Consider the following 18,669-nt stretch of genomic DNA (forward strand, 5'->3'; position numbering starts at 1 on the left):
AAAGTCAAGGTTTTAAAATGTTTCTATTTTTTTTTATGCTAAAAGTAAAAGTTGATTCCTTTTCCTATTCTGAAAAAACCATTTTAAAGAATGTCACATTCACATTAAAACCTGGAGCACATCTCAGCATTCTCGGGGAAAGTGGTTGTGGAAAATCTACGCTTTTACACCTGGTTTACGGCTTGCTCCATCTAGAAAATGGCGAAATATTCTACAATAAAAATAAACTGCTTGGCCCCACCAAAACACTTATTCCCGGCGAAGGATTTATGAAGCTTGTAGCCCAAGAATTTAATATTATGCCGTTTACTACAGTTGCAGAAAACTTGGGTTCGCATCTTTCAGGGCTCGAAGCCGAAAAAGATGCCCAACGGATTGATGAATTATTAGATGTAGTTGAAATGGAAGCTTTTAAAAACACTATAGTTAAAAAGCTTAGCGGCGGACAAAAACAACGTGTGGCATTGGCAAAAGCCCTCGCTAACGAACCTGAGATTTTATTACTAGATGAACCTTTTAGCAATATAGATACATTCAGAAAAAATAAATTGCAACGAAAAATTTTCAGCTACCTAAAGCAAAACAAAATCAGCTGCATTACTGCAACCCATGACAGTGAAGAAGCTTTGGCATTTTCAGACCACATATTAATGCTAAAGGATGGACACGTAGAAATGAGAGGAACACCAGAATACGTTTATCAAAATGTTTCAACCGAATACCAAGCTGGCTTTTTTGGAGAAGCAAATTTACTTCCGAAGCAATTATTCTCAAAAACGAAAACTTCGGCAAATTGTATCGTATTTCCCCATCAGCTAAAAATTTCCGAAGAAAATAAAAACGACTTACAAGTAGTTGTTAAAACCTGGTATTTTAAAGGAAGCCATTATCTTATAGAAGGTGTTTGGAACGAGCAAACCATTTATTTTCAGCATCGTGAACCTTTGGTTGCAAACCGCGCGTATAACCTTGTATTCTCTAATATAATCACGCCTTAAACATAGATTATACCCATATCGCTTTCCACTAATTTTAAAAGTGTTAAATTTAACGATACTCCCACAAACCAATTGGAAAATGAACTGGATTCTCATTGCTCAAGTTTTATATATTCTCATTGTAATTTTGGTTTGCGCTAGGGTTATTTATGATACGCAAAGCACGACCAAAACTCTTGCTTACCTCCTATCGGTCATTTTTTTACCATTTGTTGGCATCATTATTTATTTTTCGATAGGCGTAAATTACCGAAAACGAAAAATGTATAGCAAGAAGGTTTTTAACAACCCCGAAGTTGAGGAAACCATGCAAAATCGGATTTTAAAAATATCCGAAAGTATTTTTGCCACAAGATCTAAATCGGTTAAAAGCTTTCAAAAACTTGCCACTTTAATCCTCTCCCAAACTTCCAGCCCCATAACCCAGGGCAACGATGTAAGCCTTTTACTAAATGGAGAAAATAAATTTCCTGAAGCTCTACAAGCAATTGAAAATGCCAAGCATCACATTCATATAGCCTATTATATTTATGAGCCCGACGATATTGGTACGAAAATTATAGACTTGCTCATTAAAAAAGCCCAAGAAGGGGTAAAAGTACGCTTTATATACGACGACTTTGGAAGCAGAGCCATACGAAAAAAGCAGGTTCCTAGGCTAAAAGCAGCTGGAGTAGCAGTTTTTCCATTTTATAAAATCAAGCTTATCGCCTTGGCCAATAGATTGAATTATCGGAACCACAGAAAAATAATTGTTGTAGATGGTATTATAGGTTTTGTGGGCGGAATTAATGTAAGCGATAAATATATAAATGCTGCCAATACAGAAAATAAACTCTATTGGCGCGACACCCATTTAAGAATTCAAGGCCCGGCAGTTTCAACTTTGCAGTATATTTTTATGGGCGATTGGAATTACTGTGCCGGGAAAAAACTAGCACCGAATACGCACTATTTCCCTGAAACAAAGGAAGCCTATCAGACAGATTCAGATAAAATAGTTCAAATTGCTGCCAGTGGACCAGATTCAGACACGCCATTAATCCAGCAATCCTTATTAGAAGCCATAAGCTTAGCTCAAGAAGAAATTCTTATTACCACGCCGTATTTTATTCCGGGGGAAAGTATAATAGAAAGTTTGGTCATTGCCGCCACCAGCGGAACGAAAGTAAAGTTATTGGTTCCTGGAATCTCAGATTCTATGTTGGTTAATTATGCCGCACGCTCGTATTACAGCCGTTTGCTGGATGCAGGCGCAGAAATATACCGTTATGAAAAAGGTTTTGTCCATGCCAAAACATTGGTTGCAGACCAACAACTTGCTATGGTAGGAACAGCAAATATGGACCTGCGTAGTTTTGACCTCAATTTTGAAGTAAACGCCTTGGTTTATGATGAAGGTATTGCTAATCAATTACGGGAAGCTTTTTATAACGACTTAAAAGACGCTACTCCAATAGCTGTTAAAACATGGAATGAACGTTCTAAATTTACGAAGTTTCTAGAAAAATTAGCCGGATTGTTTTCACCTTTGATGTAAAACTAATCTTATAGAATAAACTAAGCCAGAACAATCATTTTACCTTTGTTTTTACCTTCAAATAAGTCGATAAATGCCTGAGGGATATTCTCAAAGCCTTCTACAACAGTTTCCAAATAGCTTATTTTATCGGCTTCCATCCATTTTGCCAATTGGTTTTGGGCAGGGCCGAAATCGGTTACATAATCGCGAACGGTAAAACCTTGCATCAAAATACTTTTTTTAATCAATGTAGTTTCAACTCTGGGACCCGTGGGGGTTTTGGTCTTATTATACAGCGAAATAGCGCCGCAGTTTATTACCCTTCCATATTTGTTCATATTCGCCATTGCCGCGTCCAGAATTTCTCCGCCAACATTGTCAAAATACACATCAACTCCATTGGGACAGGCTTCTTGAATAGCCTTTTTCATATCCTTCACAGTTTTATAGTTGATGGCTCCATCAAAGCCAAATTTTTCTATAATTCGATCTGTTTTTTCATCGGTTCCGGCAATTCCAACGACCTTACAGCCCTTAATTTTTCCTATTTGCCCAGCAACGCTTCCCACTGCACCGGCTGCTCCAGAAACCAAAAGCGTTTCACCCTGCTTTAGCTTTCCTATTTTTTCCAAACCTAGATAGGCCGTGATTCCTGTAAGCCCTAAAATGCCCAAATAGGCTTTTAGTGGTGCTTTATCATTATCTACTTTGTTTAGTCCGTTGCCATTAGAGGTTTGAAACTGCTTCCACTTAAGCATGCCATTAACAAACTCACCTTTTTTGAAATTTTTATTATTAGACGCAACAACTTCGGCAATCATACCTGATTCTAGTGGTTCCCCCACTTTAAACGGTTCAATATAAGATTTTTCATCACGCATTCTACCCCGCAAATATGGATCTACAGATACATACTTCGCCTTTAGCAAAAGCTCGCCCGCTTGGGCTTCTGGTTTTTCTTCTTCGGTAAATTCAAAATCCGCTAGGCTTGGTTTTCCAGAAGGACGTTTTTTTAATTTTATTACTGTGTTCATTACAAGTGATTTTAGATTACCAATATATCAAGGTGCAATTAGCTAGAAGTACAACACAGGTTGCATTTTTTTTAATCTTTCAACTTATCGCTGCCATTTACATAAATTTAAGGGTTAAAAATGCAATAAGTGTCAACCCTTCAGATATTTAATAAAACAATAACAAATTTTCTTTTCTGAAAAGTTTAACGAACTTGCAGCGAGTAGTCAATATCTTTGCCGGAAGCGAAAAACAAGCCATTGAGAACGTCAAAATCCATAATCCAAGAAAGCCTAAATGATTTTTCGGAATACGTAAATAGTACCGATTTTTCAAAGGCTATCCTATTGGGTATTGCCCTAACCATACCCATATTAGTGGGCCTTAAGTTGGACGTGCTCCCCATTGGAATTACAATAACCATTGGGGCTATGCTTGCCTCGCCAAGTGACGTTAGCGGGAGCATTCGGCATAAGATAACCGGCATTTTATTTGCCGCATTATTGGCAATGTTAATCAGTTTTATTGGCGGTTATTTACACATTTCGTTATGGTTATTATTTCCCATTCTCGGGCTAATGATGTTTGGAATCTCCTACCTCTCCATTTACGGGTTTCGCGCTTCTCTTATTAGTTTTTCCGGATTGTTGGCCTTGGTGCTTAGTTTTTCAAATGTTTCTACAGCCATGCCACCGTATGAGCGAGCGCTCTTAATAGGTGCTGGCGGACTTTGGTACGCGGGGCTTTCACTGCTTCGTCATTTTATTTTTCCAAAAGCGCCTACCGAATATTACTTGTCTAAAACACTTCGCCTTACGGCAGAATATTTACAAATACGCGGAAAACTTGTAGCGAGCAAAGACCGAGCAGAACTGCTTAAAAAACTGCTCAACACCCAAACAGAGCTTACTACAATCCACGAAACCTTACGCGATATTTTAATTTCAAGTAGAGCTGGCTCAGGGAAATCTGACTATCAAGGAAAACGAATGCTCATTTTTGTTCAGCTGGTAGATATGCTTGAATTGGCAATGACGAATCCCGTGAATTACTCAAAAACGGACGCCCTCTTTAAAAAAAAACCCGGACAACTGGAGGATTTTCAAGGCTTGCTTTTTGCGATGAGTGACCGGCTCATTACGCTTTCAACTCATTTATCTAAACCTAAAAAACTTCAAAAAAGTACGGCCATTGATACCTTTCTGAAAAAAGTAAGAGCAGATGTTTTTACTTCTGAAAAAATATTTGACGAAGACCTTTTAATGCTTCGTAATTTATATAAATACCAAAAAGAACAAGTAAAAAAAATTGAAAAAATTGAATGGCTGCTCAGTAATCCAGACCGACGACAAATTCCATTTATAAAAAGTGAGGACGCCAAAAGATTTTTGACAAAACAGAATTACGACTTCGAAATCTTACGCGAGAACTTTAATCTGCGTTCGCCAATTTTTAAACATTCTCTCAGATTAGCGACTATGACAATGATTGGCTATGGTGTAGGAATGTTATTTGAAGTTCAAAACCCATACTGGATTTTACTTACATTAATAGTAATAATGCGGCCCACTTTTGGACTGACCAAAAAACGTTCAAAAGAAAGAACCATTGGCACCCTTATTGGCGGTGTCTTGGCAGTGGGTATTGTTTTAATTACGCAAAGTACAACGGTTTATGGCATTTTAGCCATTACCTCATTGGTCATTGCCTTTTCAATGATACAGCGCAATTATAAAGCTGCAGCAACCTTTATTACATTAAGTGTGGTGTTTATTTATGCCTTGATGAGACCCGATGTTTTTAGCGTAATTCAATACCGCGTTACCGATACATTAATTGGTGCGGGATTGGCTACGCTTGGTAATTTACTGCTATGGCCAGCTTGGGAAATACACAGTATGCAAAGCACATTAGTAGAAACGGTAAAGGCAAACCGAATTTATCTGGAAGAGATTATCGGCTTTTACAATAAAAAAGGAAGTGTTCCTAATAGCTATAAAGTTGCTAGGAAAAAAGCGTTCTTGGAAATGTCTGATCTCAGCACGGCATTTCAACGCATGACGCAGGAACCCAAATCGAAACAAAAAAACCTAGATAAAGTATATGAAACCGCCATGCTTAACCACACATTTTTATCATCTCTGGCATCGTTAAGCACCTATATTTTAAACAATCCTACTACTCCAGCTTCAGACAATTTCAATGCTGTTTCTTCAAGAATAGTTGAAAACTTAATGGAGGCCGAAGCACTTTTAAGTGGAAAAACCTCTTTAAGGGCAAATACAGAAATTCGTAATTCTGAAGAAGTATTTGATGCTAACTTTAGTAAAGATATTGAGCTTTCAAAGACAGATAGCATGCAAAAGCCAGATGATTTGGTTTTAAAGCTAGAGGAAGCACATTTAATTCGCGAACAGCTAAAATGGCTACTTGCCATGAGTGAAAAGATGCCTAAAGTGCTAAAGGAAACCCAGTTTTAAGACTAAGAGTTATTTCAGATTTAAACCTTATATTTGAGACTAAACTATATTTATGTCACAGAATATTCGTCATCTGCAACCCGTTGCGAACATAAAAATAGTTTTTGCTATTATTCTTACGCTACTTGCCCTATATTTTATTTTTAGCGGAACCATTTTGGGTATTATTTTATTGGGAATAGCCCTCAAACTCTCATTGCGCAATGGTTTTGAGTTAGATTTGGAACAGAAAAAATATCGTAAGGTATATTCTATTTTTGCGATAAACTTTGGGGTATGGAAAGCCTTGCCCAAAATAGAATATCTCTCGGTTTTTAAAACTATAAAAAACAGTCGTGCCCGTGTGATAACGGCAGAAGCTACGTTAGGATTTGAAGTTTTTAAGGTTAATTTATTCTATAACCAAAACCAGTATCTAGATGTGTATGTGAGTGATAGCATGGAAGATGCTTTCAAGGTTGCTAAACACATTGCTGTTGTTCTAGAGTTGGATATTCTAGACGCTACAAAACCTGAGCAAGAATGGATTAATGTTACTTCACATCAATGATTTTATAACTAGCTCCATTCAATGTAAATTCATCTCCGCTTCGCTTTCCAGAAATAAGCAGGCCAACAGGCGAATTTAATGCCACGCACAAATAGTTTGTGTTTTCTACGGAAACAGCACCTATGGAAATACTCATAAAATAGGTAAACTTATCGGTATAAACTAGGCTTCCCAAATGCGCATAGCCTGAAGTAGATTTCACATTAACTTTACTTAAAAGTTGGGCTAGTTTTTCAATTTCATGCAACTGTCTTCCAGCATTTTCCCTATCAATCTGAAGCATAGCACGACCGGTTTCATGCTTATCTCCAGCACTGCTTTTTGATTCTTCAAACAAGGATTCCTCAATCCCGGCAATGGTTTGTTTTATTTGCTTATAGCGGGCATCAACCCGATTTTCGCAGTGTTGTAAAAGTTGAATTTTAAGGGCTACTGGTGTCATTTTGTCTTTTTAGAATCTTGCTTGATTTCCTTAGTTTCTAGGCTAAACGGCCCGTAGTACCGCATTTGTCTTATAATCCATTGCGTTCTCCTAGCCACGTAAGGCCCAGGCGGATTTGCAATATAACGTCGTGGACTTGGAAGAATAGCGGCAATTGCTGCAGCATTTTTAGAGGTAAGATTCGTTGCAGGTTTATGAAACCAATATTGCGAAGCCGCTTCTGCTCCAAAAACGCCCTCGCCCATTTCAATACTATTTAAATATACTTCAAGAATACGCTCTTTGCTCCACATTGTTTCAATAAGAAGCGTAAAATAGGCTTCCATCCCTTTCCGAAACCAACTTCTATTGGGCCAGAGAAAAGCATTTTTGGCAGTCTGTTGCGAAATTGTACTCCCGCCACGTAGTTTTTTACCCTTTTCATTGTTTTTCAATGCCTTTTCTATGGCTTTTCTGTCAAAGCCGCTATGACTCAAAAAGGTCTGATCTTCGGCACAAATAACCGCCAGTTGTAAAGCGGGAGAAATTTTATCAATAGGAACCCAATCGTGCTGTGTTTGGTAGTTTTGGTCGGCATCCATCGCACGAATTGCCATCAATGGCGTATAAGGCACAGGAATAAACTTATAAAGAAGCACCCAAAACACTGTAAGTCCAATAAACCACAGAAAGAGCTTAAAAATGAATTTAAATAGTTTTTTAATCATAATCCCTCCGCTACCCTACCCGAAAAAGTGAGAAAGAGCAGAAAATATTTTTAATTCGTTAATTCTGACAACTGATTCCCAATAGAACTGCCTATTGCAACGCCCATTCCCCCCAATCTTACCCCGCAAAACACGTTTTTTGAAACCGCTTTAACAATGGGTTTTTTCTGTTTTCCAAGGCCCATAATTCCGATCCAGCGATGGTCAATTTCAAAAGAGTGCTCCGGTAAAATTACCGTTTTAAGTATTTGTTCCAATCTATTTTGAATGGGTTTTGTAAGTTCCATTTTGGTGGTTTCCTCCGCTTTAAAATCGAGGTTTCTACCACCTCCCAATAGAATTCTGTTATCTATATTCCTAAAATAATAATAACCTTTATCTAAATGAAAGGTTCCTTTTATATGAAGGTCTGCAATGGGCTTGGTAATAAGTACCTGAGCTCTGGCGGGCGCAATATCTTCGTTTAAAAACTGTTTTGCAAAACCGTTTGTCGCGATAAAAACCTGCTTTACCAAAATATCTTTTGATGAATTAATTTGAAGCGAAACCTCATTGCCAAGATCATCGATATTACTTATTTCGGAAGAATTCAAGATTATTATGTTTTCTTCGGAAGCTTTTTTCATAAGCCCCAACATCATTTTGCCTGTATCAATCTGCCCTTCAAACTTACTAAAGATAAGCTTGGGTTGAATGTTTTTGAACCCGAAACGATCTTCTTTTTCAGAAAAAACAGCAGCATCAAATATCGGGTAAAGTAATTTATTTATATAACCGATATTATCTCTACACGTTTCATAAAGCGCTGCATCTGTTTTGGTAAAAAGCTCAAAACCACCATTTTCGTAATACCCCAGAGGTTTTTGGCCCAAGGTGTTACGAAGTAGTTGTAAACCTTCAACCCGGGTTTTTACAAGTTGGAATACTTCTTCTTCGGAGTGATTTTCTAAATCGTCCAATATTTCAGAAATACTTCCGAAGCAAGCAAAACCAGCATTCTTAGTGCTTCCTCCGCTTGGCAGTGAACCGCGTTCAAAGATCACAATTTTACTTTTCGGATGTTTTTTCCGAAGTGATAAGGCACAATTGAGCCCAACAATTCCGCTGCCAATTATAGCAAAGTCGATGTTTGAGAGCCAAGTTTTATGTTCCCAATAAGAGCGATTCATATAAAAGAAATTCAAAATTAAAAAGCACCGAATTCCAAAGATAAGATATTGGAATTTGGTGCTTTAAAGACTGTCGCTTTCAACAAAAAAGCTACTATTCTATGGTTATTTATTCCTCTTCAGGTTCGTTCATTTGAAACGTATCCATAAAAGCGGTTGTATAATTACCAGCTACAAAATCTGGCTCGTCCATTAATTGACGATGAAACGGAATGGTAGTTTTTATGCCTTCAATCACAAATTCGTCTAAAGCTCGCTTCATTTTACTAATGGCTTCTTCTCGCGTTTGTGCGGTAGTAATAAGCTTCGCAATCATGGAATCATAATTGGGAACAATAGTATAACCCGCATAAACGTGTGTATCTAAACGAACGCCATGGCCTCCGGGTGCATGTAAAACCGTAATTTTACCTGGAGAAGGGCGGAAATCGTTATATGGATCTTCCGCGTTAATTCTACATTCTATGGCGTGCAATTGTGGGGTGTAGTTTTTACCTGAAATAGGAATACCAGCCGCAACTAATATCTGCTCGCGAATTAAATCGTAATCAATTACTTGTTCGGTAATTGGGTGTTCCACTTGAATACGGGTGTTCATTTCCATAAAATAGAAGTTTCGGTGTTTATCTACCAAAAATTCAATGGTTCCTGCGCCTTCGTATTCAATATATTCGGCAGCTTTTACCGCCGCATTACCCATTTCTGTCCGCAATTTTTTAGTCATAAAAGGGCTCGGAGTTTCCTCGGTAAGCTTTTGATGACGTCGTTGTATGGAGCAATCGCGTTCACTTAGATGACAGGCTTTTCCGTTGCTGTCTCCCACAATTTGAATTTCAATATGGCGTGGCTCTTCAATGAGCTTTTCCATATACATATCATCATTTCCGAATGATGCTGAAGCTTCTTGTCGCGCACTGTCCCAAGCTTTTCTAAGCTCTTCCTTTTTATAAACGGCACGCATTCCTTTTCCGCCACCACCAGCAGTAGCTTTTAGCATTACTGGATAACCCACATCTTTGGCGAGTTTTTCACACTCTTCAAAAGATTCTATAATACCTTCACTCCCGGGAACGGTAGGTACTCCCGCCGCTTTCATAGTTGCTTTGGCCGAAGCCTTATCGCCCATGCGCTCAATCATTTCTGGGGAGGCACCAATAAATTTTATATTGTGTTCCTGGCAGATTTTAGAAAATTTTGCATTTTCAGAAAGAAAGCCATATCCAGGATGTATAGCGTCTGCATTTGTAATTTCGGCTGCCGAAATAATGTTAGACATTTTTAGGTAGCTCATATTACTAGCTGCGGGACCAATACAAACTGCTTCGTCTGCAAAGCGTACGTGCAAACTTTCTTCATCGGCTGTAGAATAAACTGCCACCGACTTAATGCCCATTTCACGACAGGTTCGAATAATTCGCAGTGCAATTTCGCCCCTATTTGCAATCAATATCTTTTTAAACATAATATTTCTTAAATATCAATTCCGATCGCAATCGGAACCAAATTCCAAATAGCAACAAAGTTGAAATTTGGAGTTTGTAATTTGGAATTTCTACTAAGATGGATCTACTAAGAACAAAGGTTGGTCAAATTCTACTGGGGAAGAATCGTCAACCAATACCTTTACTATTTTTCCGGAAACTTCGCTTTCAATCTCGTTGAATAGTTTCATAGCTTCAATTACACATAGCACATCGCCTGTTTTAATGGTACTTCCAACCTCAACAAACACGGGTTTGTCTGGTGCTGGTTTTCTATAAAACGTACCGATTATTGGCGATTTTATGGTAATTAAGTTTGAGTCGGCCTCTTCTTTAGCTGCTGCTTCTGGTGCTGCTGCGGCAGGAGCCTGTTGGGCTTGCGCTTGTGGTTGCATTTGAGGCTGTGCCTGCATGGCTGGAATTTGCTGAATATAAGTGGTCTCTCCCTTGCTGTCTTCAGACCCAGTTTTGATAGTGATTTTTATATCATCTGTTTCTAGCTTTACTTCGTTGGCACCACTTTTTGCCACAAACTTGATTAAGTTTTGAATGTCCTTTAAATTCATAATATAAAATTTAGTCTTTTGGGTTGGTATAAATTATTTTGAGTCGTAGGCCCATTTCACATAAACGGCGCCCCACGTAAAACCTCCACCGAAGGAGGCAAAAACCAAGTTATCTCCTTTTTTTAGTTGTTTTTCATAATCTGATAAGCACAGCGGCAAAGTTGCGGAGGTGGTATTGCCATACTTATGGATATTCATCATTACCTTTTCTTCTGGAAGATTCATTCGCGAAGCAGTAGCATCAATAATCCGTTTGTTTGCTTGATGCGGAACTAGCCAATTGACATCCTCGCCCGACAAATTATTTTTTTGCATTACTTTTTCGCATACATCTGCCATATTTGAAACCGCAAATTTAAAAACTGTCTTTCCCTCTTGGAAAACAAAGTGCTGTTTATTGGCAACAGTTTCATTGGAAGCTGGCAGCAAAGATCCACCTGCATCAATTTTTAGGAATGGTCTTCCTATTCCATCGGTTCGCAGGTATTCATCTTTTACCCCATAACCTTCTGTATTGGGTTCAAATAAAACGGCTCCACCACCATCGCCAAAAATTATACAAGTAGTTCTATCTGTATAATCTATAATGGACGACATTTTATCGGCTCCAAGAAGCAGTACTTTTTTATATTTTCCGGATTCAATATAACGTGCCGCCGTTGACATTCCGAAGAGAAAGCTGGAACAGGCTGCCACTAAATCATAAGAAAATGCGTTTACGGCACCTATTTGGGTAGCAACATAAACGCCAGTAGCAGCAACCGGCATATCTGGTGTGGCGGTTGCCATAATCACCATATCAATATCGGCAGGATCTGTATTACTTTTTTGAAGTAGATCTTTTGCAGCTTGAATAGCGAGAAAGGAAGTACCTTTATCTTTATCTTTTAAAATGCGACGTTCCTTTATTCCCGTTCTACTGGTAATCCAATCATCATTGGTATCAACCATGGTTTCCAAAACTTTGTTGGAGAGAACGTAATCTGGAACGTAGCTCCCTACAGCGGTAATAGCTGCCGTAATTGTATTCATAAAGCTGAATTAAGTTTCACATAAAAGATCAAAAATCTCCTAAAAAGAGTGAAAATTACTAAATTTTACTTGAAATTCGGCACTAATCAGGTTGTTTTTGACTTCCTGCAAAGTAAAAAAACAAAAAAACCCTCACATTGCTGTGAGAGTTCAATATTATATTTGAGAGTCTTATGCTTCCGTTTGCTCAGTAGCATCTATTACAACCTGCCCACGGTAGTACATTTTACCTTCGTGCCAGTGTGCTCTGTGGAAAAGATGCGATTCTCCTGTTGTTGGGTCTATTGCAAGTGTAGGAGCAGTAGCTTTATAATGGGTTCTTCTCTTATCTCTTCTCGTTTTAGAGGTTTTTCTCTTTGGATGTGCCATTGCTATTTATTATTTATCCGTTAATAGTTTTTTTAATGAATCCCATCGGGGATCAATATTGTCGTCGTCTGCCGTTTCTTCTTCATTTAACGCTTTCGGACTTAATTCTTCAAGTTTATCGAGTATATCGCTTTTTAATGTTCCGTCTTTAACACCGGGATGTACTTTTCGCGAAGGCATGGCCAACACGATAGATTCATAGATGTATTGCTGAATATTTACTTCATAGCTTCCATGCGGTAAAATGAGTATATCCTCATTTTCGTCATTATAGTCGTCGCCAAATTTTACTACAAAAGTATATGCTCCCGACACCTTTTGATCATAGGGTTCGTTTGTGGTATCGCAAGCAACGTTTACAGTACCATTAAAGGTTAATGTAAACTCCATTAATGTGCTCATTTTTTCCAGCAGTACATCGAGATTAATGCTAGCGTCATTAAATTCGTCATACTCAAAATGCTCAAAGAACGCTTTTTTTAATTCAAAGTTAAACTGGTGTTTTCCTAATTTCAACCCTACGAAAGGGATCGTAAACGCTTTCATATCCTTCATTTCCACACCTATTTAAGACCTTAACCTTACGGATAAGGCGGGCGCAAAGATAAAAAAAATTTTTAATAGCAAATTAGTTTTTCTATTTCTTTTTTGAGTAGCTCCTTCTCTTGCTTATTTTTAGCGGATTCTTAGCTATTTCTAAATATTGCTCACGGGTTTCAAAAATAGAAACAGCACTGAAAATAGCTTCTCGAAAAGATTCAAAATTGGCTTCGTTTTTACCAGCTAAATCAAATGCAGTTCCATGGTCTGGCGACGTACGGATGCGGTTGAGCCCAGCTGTAAAGTTTACACCTCTTCCAAAAGCCAAGGTTTTAAAAGGAATTAAACCCTGGTCGTGATACGATGCGATAATCGCGTCAAAGTTTTTATGGTTGCCTGTACCAAAAAAACTATCTGCGGCATACGGACCAAAAACCAACTTTCCGTTTTTGCGGATATTGTCTAATGCCGGCCGCAAGAGCGTATCGTCCTCATCGCCAATAACCCCATTGTCTCCGGCATGTGGATTTATGCCCAGCACCGCAATTTTTGGTTTTTCAATCCCGAAATCTTCAATAAGGGTATGGTATATGGTATTAATCTTTTTATCAATTCGCTCACGGGTAATATTTTTTACTACATCTTTTACCGCAACATGATCTGTTAAAAGACCAACCCGTAAGTTTCCAGAAATTAACAACATCAGGCTTTCCCCTTCCAGCTCTTGTGCCAAATAATCGGTATGGCCTGGAAAGTTGAAGGTTTCCGATTGAATATTAGATTTGTTGATAGGTGCCGTAACTAAGGTTTGAATTTTATTTTCCTTTAAGGCGCCAACTGCAGCTGTCAATGATTTTATGGCGTATTCACCTCCCGTTTTATTGTCTTCGCCAAAGGTTACATCAACGTGATCTTTCCAAACATTAAGGACGTTTATTTTTTTTGGAACAAGGTCGTTTAGGGAATCTATACCGTGGAAATTGATATCGGTTCCGAAGTGCTTCTTATAAAAGGACATCAATTTAACCGAAGCAAAGATAACAGGCGTACAGAAATCTAACATCCGTGCGTCTTCAAAGGTTTTCAGAATTATTTCGCTACCAATTCCATTTATATCGCCTATTGAAATGCCCACTACTATTTTATCTGTTCTCCCCATTTTTAATTGTTATTTTTGCACTACAAATGTAATTAAATGTATCGATGTTTACAGGAATAATTGAAAGCCTTGGCAAAATAGCCCAACTAAACAAGGAAGGGGAAAACCTCCATATAGAAATTAACAGCCCCATGGCTCAAGAATTGAAAATTGACCAAAGTGTGGCTCACAATGGCGTATGCTTAACGGTGGTAGAAATTAAAGAAGCCGCTTATATTGTTACCGCCATCAAGGAAACCCTAGAAAAAACCAATTTAAAAACTTTAAAAGTAGGAGGCTTGGTAAATATGGAGCGCGCAATGAAAATGGGCGACCGATTAGACGGGCATATTGTGCAGGGGCATGTAGATTGCGTTGCCAAGTGTATTTCGGTAAAAGATGAAAATGGAAGTTGGGTGTTTACTTTTACGTATAACAATTCAGATTTCACTACTGTTGAAAAAGGATCAATTACCGTTAATGGAGTAAGCTTAACGGTTGTCAATTCAAAGAAGCAAGAATTTAGCGTGGCAATTATTCCCTATACTTTTGAAAATACAAGTTTTAAGGAAATTGAAGTTGGAAGTGAAGTAAATCTAGAATTTGATATTATAGGAAAGTATGTAAAAAACCTTATGAAGCCTTATTTGTAGCTTGGTTTCTTTTATACAGTATATAAACACCAAAAAGCAAACCTGCTGCCAAGAGTACCCAGATATGATCATCAATAGGAAGTCCTGGAGCAGGCGGAGGTGGATCTCCATTGGGCGGAGGAACATTATCTGATGCCTGCTGCGTTAAAAGAATAAGATTATAAAATAGAGCGGTCATTAATTTGGTATAACTAGAGCTAAGATGTAATTATGCGACTAAAGTAAGTATTTTTTTCTTTCTGAAGTAAATAATTAGCGAGTTGCTTGGTAATAATTTAATATTTCTGTGAAAAATTTAAAACTTTATTTTCTCAGGTTCCTTTCCTAAAAAACACTTTAACCCTCCCGCAGGTTTAAGAAAATTGCATGTTTAAATTTGTACATTACTATATTCTCTATCCATCTAAATGTGCTTTTCAATTATATTTTTAAACCGAATTTCTATTTAGTACTCATTACCCACTTAAATCACGATTCAAAGAAATTAGTTCAAAAAAATTCAGAAAACAGCTTCTTAACATACATCAATGCACAGGCTTGTTTTCCATTGTAAGTTTGTAGTATAAAATTTAAAAGATATGAAAACAAGAACAGTAGAATTAGTAGCACGTCCAGGAGAACCACATTTTGTAGGTGATGGTTTTCGGGTTCATAAATTTATTCCAAGCGGCTATAGAATGGATATGAAACGAATGGATCCGTTTATTATGATGGATTACAATTCAACCTATAAATTTCCGCCTTCAGATAAGCCAAAAGGAGTAGGTGTACATCCGCATAAAGGCTTTGAAACTGTAACTATAGCCTATAAAGGAAAAGTTGCGCACCACGATAGCAGTGGAGGTGGAGGCGTAATTGGTGAAGGCGATATACAATGGATGACCGCGGCAAGTGGGGTTTTACACAAAGAATACCACGAAAAGGAATGGAGCAAAAAAGGTGGCGATTTTCAAATGGTGCAACTATGGGTAAATCTGCCTAAAAAAGATAAAGCGAGCGACCCGAAATATCAAGCCATTAAATACGCCGACATCAATCGGTATGAATTAGAAAATAATGCAGGAACCATTGAAGTTATCGCAGGTGAATACAAAGATACACAAGGTGTTGCCTCAACATTCACCCCGATACACATGTTCAATGCTAAGTTGAATAAGGGCGGGAAAGCAAGCTTTGAGTTTCCAGCAAATTTTAATACGGTACTTCTTGTTCTGGAAGGAAGTATAGTAATCAATGGAAGCAAAGAAACGCCAACAGATCACTTGGCATTAATGGCCAACGATGGCGAAAATTTTGAAATAGAAGCTACCGAAGATGCCATTGTGTTGGTTTTAAGTGGAGAGCCAATTAACGAGCCCATTGCAGCCCATGGTCCTTTTGTAATGAATACAAGAGACGAATTGGTGGAAGCGTTTAATGAATTTAATCAAGGTAAATTTGGTTATTTAGAAGATTAAATATATCTCTTTTCCTTTATCTCGGAGACATTGGTTTGTGAAGTTACATAATTTAGGTGCATTACAAACAATCTTTTTTAAGCTAGATACCAACATTTTTAAAAAGATAGCGGAAACCTTGATGGCCAAAATACTTGCCTATACTGTGTACTTTTAATTCTAAAGGTAATAAGGTTGTAATCGCTCTATGGATTTGAGTTACTTAGGTAATAAGGTTTATGCAGCTAACTTTAACCTTATTAGCTTCGTAAAATCAGTGTAAATACCTTAGGCAAACCTTATTAGCTTATTTTTCATTTTGATAAGTCAAAACCAGTTTTCGGTATTAGGTGAAAATTACAACACCTTTGTTTATGAAATCCTAAAAATTAAGCGAGTCAACTCCTCATCAAAACATGAGTAAAACAAAAAAAGCACCCCGTTAGAGTGCTTTTTGTGGTCCCATCCCGAAAATCCTCGGGACAGGCTCTGGGCTCAGCTCGACTATGTTCAGCATAAATTTCTTGCCAAAAGTAGCTTTATAAGTAAAAGCCTTCTCGCCATACTTGCCTCTGTTGTGTACTTTTAATTCTAAAGGTAATAAGGTTATAATCGCTCTATGGATTTGAGTTAATTAGGTAATAAGGTTTATGCAGCTAACTTTAAAACCTTATTAGCTTCGTAAAAACAATATAGCAGCAAGCCAATAAACCTTATTAGCTTATTTTTTTATTTTGATGAAATCAAGAACAGTTTTCGGCTTTAGGTGAATGCTACAAAAGTGCACAAAACACAAAAGTTACCAAATTGATAACTTTTGTGTTATATTTGCGACAAAGGATACAAAGTGAAAATTTTTTCGCGAGGAACATTACGAGATTTTTGGGAAAAGCACGGAAACTGCGAATTGCAATTGAAATCGTGGTATCGTGAAATCGAAAAATCCAATTGGTCAAATATTAACGACCTAAAATCGGAATACCCAAATGCAAGTATATTAAAAGATAATCGGATTGTATTTAATATTAAAGGCAACGATTATCGGCTTATTGTAAAATTTAATTTTGAATATCAACTCGCTTGGATCAGATTCATCGGAACCCACGCCGAGTATGATAAAATTAATGCAAACAAAATTTAAGATGAAAATTAAACCAATTAGAAACGAGGCAGATTACCAAGAAGCTCTTAAGCGTCTAGAAGTAATCTTTGATGCCAAAAGAGGAACTGACGAGGGCGACGAATTGGAAATACTTGCAATCCTGATTGACAATTACGAAAGTAAGAGTTTCCCAATTGAAATGCCAGACCCGATTTCAGCCATAAATTTTAGAATGGAGCAAATGGGTTTAAAGCAAAAAGATTTGGTCGATATGATTGGTTTTAAAAGTCGAGTCAGCGAAATCATGAATAAAAAACGCAAACTAACATTGGATATGATTAGGAAATTAAACGCCGAATTACACATCCCGACCGAAGTTTTGGTACAAGACTATTGAGCAACATTCCCAAAAATCTTGATAGCCAACATACTTGTCTCTGTTGTGCACTTTTAATCGCCCAAGTAATAAGGTTATAATCACTCTATGGATTTGAGTTACTTAGGTAATAAGGTTTATGCAGCTAACTTTAACCTTATTAGCTTCGTAAAATCAGTCTAACAGACTTAGACAAACCTTATTAGCTTCGTAAAAACAATATAGCAGCAAGCCAATAAACCTTATTAGCTTATTTTTTATTTTGATGAAATCAAGAACAGTTTTCGGCTTTAGGTGAATGCTACACCACCTTGTTTATGAAATCCTAAAAATAAAGCGAGTAAACCTCTCATAAAAATATGAGTAAAAGTCTTCTCGCCATACTTGCCTCTGTTGTGTACTTTTAATCGCCCAAGTAATAAGGTTGTAATCGCTCTATAGATTTGGGTTACTTAGGTAATAAGGTTTATGAAGCTAACTTTAAAACCTTATTAGCTTATTTTTCATTTTGATGAGTCAAGAACAGTTTTCGACTTTAGGTGAATGCTACAACACCTTGTTTATGAAATCCTAAAAATAAAGCGAGTAAACCTCTCATAAAAATATGAGTAAAAGTCTTCTCGCCATACTTGCCTCTGTTGTGTACTTTTAATCGCCCAAGTAATAAGGTTGTAATCGCTCTATAGATTTGGGTTACTTAGGTAATAAGGTTTATGAAGCTAACTTTAAAACCTTATTAGCTTCGTAAAAACAATATAGCAGCAAGCCAATAAACCTTATTAGCTTATTTTTTTATTTTGATGAAATCAAGAACAGTTTTCGGCTTTACGTGAAAGTTACACCACCTTGTTTATGAAATCCTAAAAATTAAGCGTGTAAACTTCTCATCAAAATATGAGCAAAACAAAAAAGCACCCGGTTAGAGTGCTTTTTGTGGTCCCACCCCGAAAGTATTCGGGACAGGCCCTGGGCTCGAACCAGGGACTTTCTGTCCCGAAAGCTTTCGGGAGAGTCAGATACTCCCGGTTTCATTTACGATCTTTTCTCTTAGTTCAGGATATTTTGAAAGATTCAGGATATACTTTCTGCTTTTC

General features: G+C 37.5%; 19 protein-coding genes. 8 read left to right on the forward strand and 11 right to left on the reverse strand.

What is annotated here, in order from left to right; genetic code table 11:
- The first annotated feature begins 35 nt into the window (after positions 1-35).
- Both QPK98_RS11050 and cls read left to right on the forward strand, forming a co-directional pair.
- Positions 36-998, forward strand: a complete 963-nt coding sequence (locus tag QPK98_RS11050; protein WP_310993401.1) for an ABC transporter ATP-binding protein — start codon at positions 36-38, stop codon at positions 996-998.
- 79 nt (positions 999-1,077) lie between these two features.
- Entirely contained in the window at positions 1,078-2,538 is a 1,461-nt protein-coding gene (gene cls, locus QPK98_RS11055; RefSeq protein WP_310993402.1) for a cardiolipin synthase, read from the forward strand.
- A gap of 20 nt (positions 2,539-2,558) precedes the next feature.
- Here the strand turns inward: cls and QPK98_RS11060 are convergent, their stop codons facing one another.
- On the reverse strand, positions 2,559-3,554 hold the full coding sequence (locus QPK98_RS11060; RefSeq protein WP_310993404.1) for an NADP-dependent oxidoreductase: 996 nt from the start codon (positions 3,552-3,554) through the stop codon (positions 2,559-2,561).
- A gap of 240 nt (positions 3,555-3,794) precedes the next feature.
- On the opposite strand from QPK98_RS11060, the gene QPK98_RS11065 reads away from it, so the two are divergent.
- The gene (locus tag QPK98_RS11065; RefSeq protein ID WP_310993405.1) at positions 3,795-6,014 is read left to right on the forward strand and encodes an FUSC family protein; all 2,220 of its coding nucleotides are present in this window, start codon (positions 3,795-3,797) and stop codon (positions 6,012-6,014) included.
- A 52-nt stretch (positions 6,015-6,066) separates the two neighbouring features.
- A complete protein-coding gene (locus tag QPK98_RS11070) occupies positions 6,067-6,564 on the forward strand; it encodes a hypothetical protein (RefSeq protein WP_310993406.1) in 498 nt (165 codons plus the stop codon).
- Here QPK98_RS11070 and QPK98_RS11075 read toward each other — a convergent pair.
- The 9 genes from QPK98_RS11075 to pdxA all read right to left on the reverse strand — a co-directional run bounded on the left by QPK98_RS11075 (position 6,548) and on the right by pdxA (position 14,029).
- On the reverse strand, positions 6,548-7,006 hold the full coding sequence (locus QPK98_RS11075) for a 3-oxoacyl-ACP synthase (RefSeq protein ID WP_310993407.1): 459 nt from the start codon (positions 7,004-7,006) through the stop codon (positions 6,548-6,550). The genes QPK98_RS11070 and QPK98_RS11075 overlap by 17 nt on opposite strands.
- Complete coding sequence (gene mtgA, locus QPK98_RS11080) at positions 7,003-7,713, reverse strand: monofunctional biosynthetic peptidoglycan transglycosylase (RefSeq protein ID WP_310993408.1); 711 nt, start codon at positions 7,711-7,713, stop codon at positions 7,003-7,005. The genes QPK98_RS11075 and mtgA overlap by 4 nt, the downstream gene beginning before the upstream one ends.
- A gap of 50 nt (positions 7,714-7,763) precedes the next feature.
- The gene (locus QPK98_RS11085; protein WP_310993409.1) at positions 7,764-8,882 is read right to left on the reverse strand and encodes an NAD(P)/FAD-dependent oxidoreductase; all 1,119 of its coding nucleotides are present in this window, start codon (positions 8,880-8,882) and stop codon (positions 7,764-7,766) included.
- 109 nt (positions 8,883-8,991) lie between these two features.
- Complete coding sequence (accC, locus tag QPK98_RS11090; RefSeq protein WP_310993411.1) at positions 8,992-10,344, reverse strand: acetyl-CoA carboxylase biotin carboxylase subunit; 1,353 nt, start codon at positions 10,342-10,344, stop codon at positions 8,992-8,994.
- Positions 10,345-10,437: 93 nt separating this feature from the next.
- Positions 10,438-10,929 carry an acetyl-CoA carboxylase biotin carboxyl carrier protein gene (gene accB / locus QPK98_RS11095; RefSeq protein WP_310993412.1) on the reverse strand — a complete coding sequence of 164 codons (492 nt, stop codon included), beginning with the start codon at positions 10,927-10,929 and terminating at the stop codon, positions 10,438-10,440.
- A gap of 33 nt (positions 10,930-10,962) precedes the next feature.
- Entirely contained in the window at positions 10,963-11,961 is a 999-nt protein-coding gene (locus tag QPK98_RS11100) for a beta-ketoacyl-ACP synthase III (RefSeq protein ID WP_310993414.1), read from the reverse strand.
- Positions 11,962-12,132: 171 nt separating this feature from the next.
- A complete protein-coding gene (gene rpmF, locus QPK98_RS11105; RefSeq protein WP_310993415.1) occupies positions 12,133-12,330 on the reverse strand; it encodes a 50S ribosomal protein L32 in 198 nt (65 codons plus the stop codon).
- 9 nt (positions 12,331-12,339) lie between these two features.
- Entirely contained in the window at positions 12,340-12,885 is a 546-nt protein-coding gene (locus tag QPK98_RS11110; protein WP_310993416.1) for a YceD family protein, read from the reverse strand.
- Positions 12,886-12,967: 82 nt separating this feature from the next.
- Positions 12,968-14,029: a 4-hydroxythreonine-4-phosphate dehydrogenase PdxA gene (gene pdxA / locus QPK98_RS11115; RefSeq protein WP_310993417.1), complete on the reverse strand. Its 1,062-nt coding sequence runs from the start codon at positions 14,027-14,029 to the stop codon at positions 12,968-12,970.
- A 44-nt stretch (positions 14,030-14,073) separates the two neighbouring features.
- Here pdxA and QPK98_RS11120 point away from each other — a divergent pair, with 44 nt between their 5' ends.
- Entirely contained in the window at positions 14,074-14,661 is a 588-nt protein-coding gene (locus QPK98_RS11120; RefSeq protein ID WP_310993418.1) for a riboflavin synthase, read from the forward strand.
- Here QPK98_RS11120 and QPK98_RS11125 read toward each other — a convergent pair.
- Positions 14,642-14,839, reverse strand: a complete 198-nt coding sequence (locus tag QPK98_RS11125) for a PID-CTERM protein-sorting domain-containing protein (protein ID WP_310993420.1) — start codon at positions 14,837-14,839, stop codon at positions 14,642-14,644. The genes QPK98_RS11120 and QPK98_RS11125 overlap by 20 nt on opposite strands.
- Positions 14,840-15,239: 400 nt before the next feature.
- Between QPK98_RS11125 and QPK98_RS11130 the strand changes: the two genes are divergently transcribed.
- The 3 genes from QPK98_RS11130 (at position 15,240) to QPK98_RS11140 (ending at position 17,596) form a co-directional block, all read left to right on the forward strand.
- On the forward strand, positions 15,240-16,118 hold the full coding sequence (locus QPK98_RS11130) for a pirin family protein (RefSeq protein WP_310993421.1): 879 nt from the start codon (positions 15,240-15,242) through the stop codon (positions 16,116-16,118).
- Positions 16,119-16,944: 826 nt separating this feature from the next.
- Positions 16,945-17,238 (forward strand): type II toxin-antitoxin system HigB family toxin, encoded by a 294-nt coding sequence (locus QPK98_RS11135; RefSeq protein WP_310993423.1) that lies wholly within the window; start codon positions 16,945-16,947, stop codon positions 17,236-17,238.
- Between the two features lies 1 nt (position 17,239).
- Positions 17,240-17,596 (forward strand): helix-turn-helix domain-containing protein, encoded by a 357-nt coding sequence (locus tag QPK98_RS11140; RefSeq protein WP_310993424.1) that lies wholly within the window; start codon positions 17,240-17,242, stop codon positions 17,594-17,596.
- Positions 17,597-18,669 lie beyond the last annotated feature (1,073 nt).

This window comes from Aequorivita marina, from assembly GCF_031631895.2.
GTDB lineage: Bacteria > Bacteroidota > Bacteroidia > Flavobacteriales > Flavobacteriaceae > Aequorivita > Aequorivita marina.

Excerpts from the sequence above, each read along its gene's own strand:
- rpmF (WP_310993415.1), bottom strand. The coding sequence starts at position 12,330 with ATGGCACATCCAAAGAGAAAAACCTCTAAAACGAGAAGAGATAAGAGA.
- pdxA (WP_310993417.1), bottom strand. The coding sequence starts at position 14,029 with ATGGGGAGAACAGATAAAATAGTAGTGGGCATTTCAATAGGCGATATA.
- QPK98_RS11120 (WP_310993418.1), top strand. The coding sequence starts at position 14,074 with ATGTTTACAGGAATAATTGAAAGCCTTGGCAAAATAGCCCAACTAAAC.
- accB (WP_310993412.1), bottom strand. The coding sequence starts at position 10,929 with ATGAATTTAAAGGACATTCAAAACTTAATCAAGTTTGTGGCAAAAAGT.
- QPK98_RS11085 (WP_310993409.1), bottom strand. The coding sequence starts at position 8,882 with ATGAATCGCTCTTATTGGGAACATAAAACTTGGCTCTCAAACATCGAC.
- QPK98_RS11140 (WP_310993424.1), top strand. The coding sequence starts at position 17,240 with ATGAAAATTAAACCAATTAGAAACGAGGCAGATTACCAAGAAGCTCTT.
- mtgA (WP_310993408.1), bottom strand. The coding sequence starts at position 7,713 with ATGATTAAAAAACTATTTAAATTCATTTTTAAGCTCTTTCTGTGGTTT.
- QPK98_RS11125 (WP_310993420.1), bottom strand. The coding sequence starts at position 14,839 with ATGACCGCTCTATTTTATAATCTTATTCTTTTAACGCAGCAGGCATCA.
- QPK98_RS11050 (WP_310993401.1), top strand. The coding sequence starts at position 36 with ATGCTAAAAGTAAAAGTTGATTCCTTTTCCTATTCTGAAAAAACCATT.
- QPK98_RS11070 (WP_310993406.1), top strand. The coding sequence starts at position 6,067 with ATGTCACAGAATATTCGTCATCTGCAACCCGTTGCGAACATAAAAATA.
- QPK98_RS11130 (WP_310993421.1), top strand. The coding sequence starts at position 15,240 with ATGAAAACAAGAACAGTAGAATTAGTAGCACGTCCAGGAGAACCACAT.
- QPK98_RS11100 (WP_310993414.1), bottom strand. The coding sequence starts at position 11,961 with ATGAATACAATTACGGCAGCTATTACCGCTGTAGGGAGCTACGTTCCA.
- QPK98_RS11110 (WP_310993416.1), bottom strand. The coding sequence starts at position 12,885 with ATGAAGGATATGAAAGCGTTTACGATCCCTTTCGTAGGGTTGAAATTA.
- accC (WP_310993411.1), bottom strand. The coding sequence starts at position 10,344 with ATGTTTAAAAAGATATTGATTGCAAATAGGGGCGAAATTGCACTGCGA.
- QPK98_RS11075 (WP_310993407.1), bottom strand. The coding sequence starts at position 7,006 with ATGACACCAGTAGCCCTTAAAATTCAACTTTTACAACACTGCGAAAAT.
- cls (WP_310993402.1), top strand. The coding sequence starts at position 1,078 with ATGAACTGGATTCTCATTGCTCAAGTTTTATATATTCTCATTGTAATT.
- QPK98_RS11060 (WP_310993404.1), bottom strand. The coding sequence starts at position 3,554 with ATGAACACAGTAATAAAATTAAAAAAACGTCCTTCTGGAAAACCAAGC.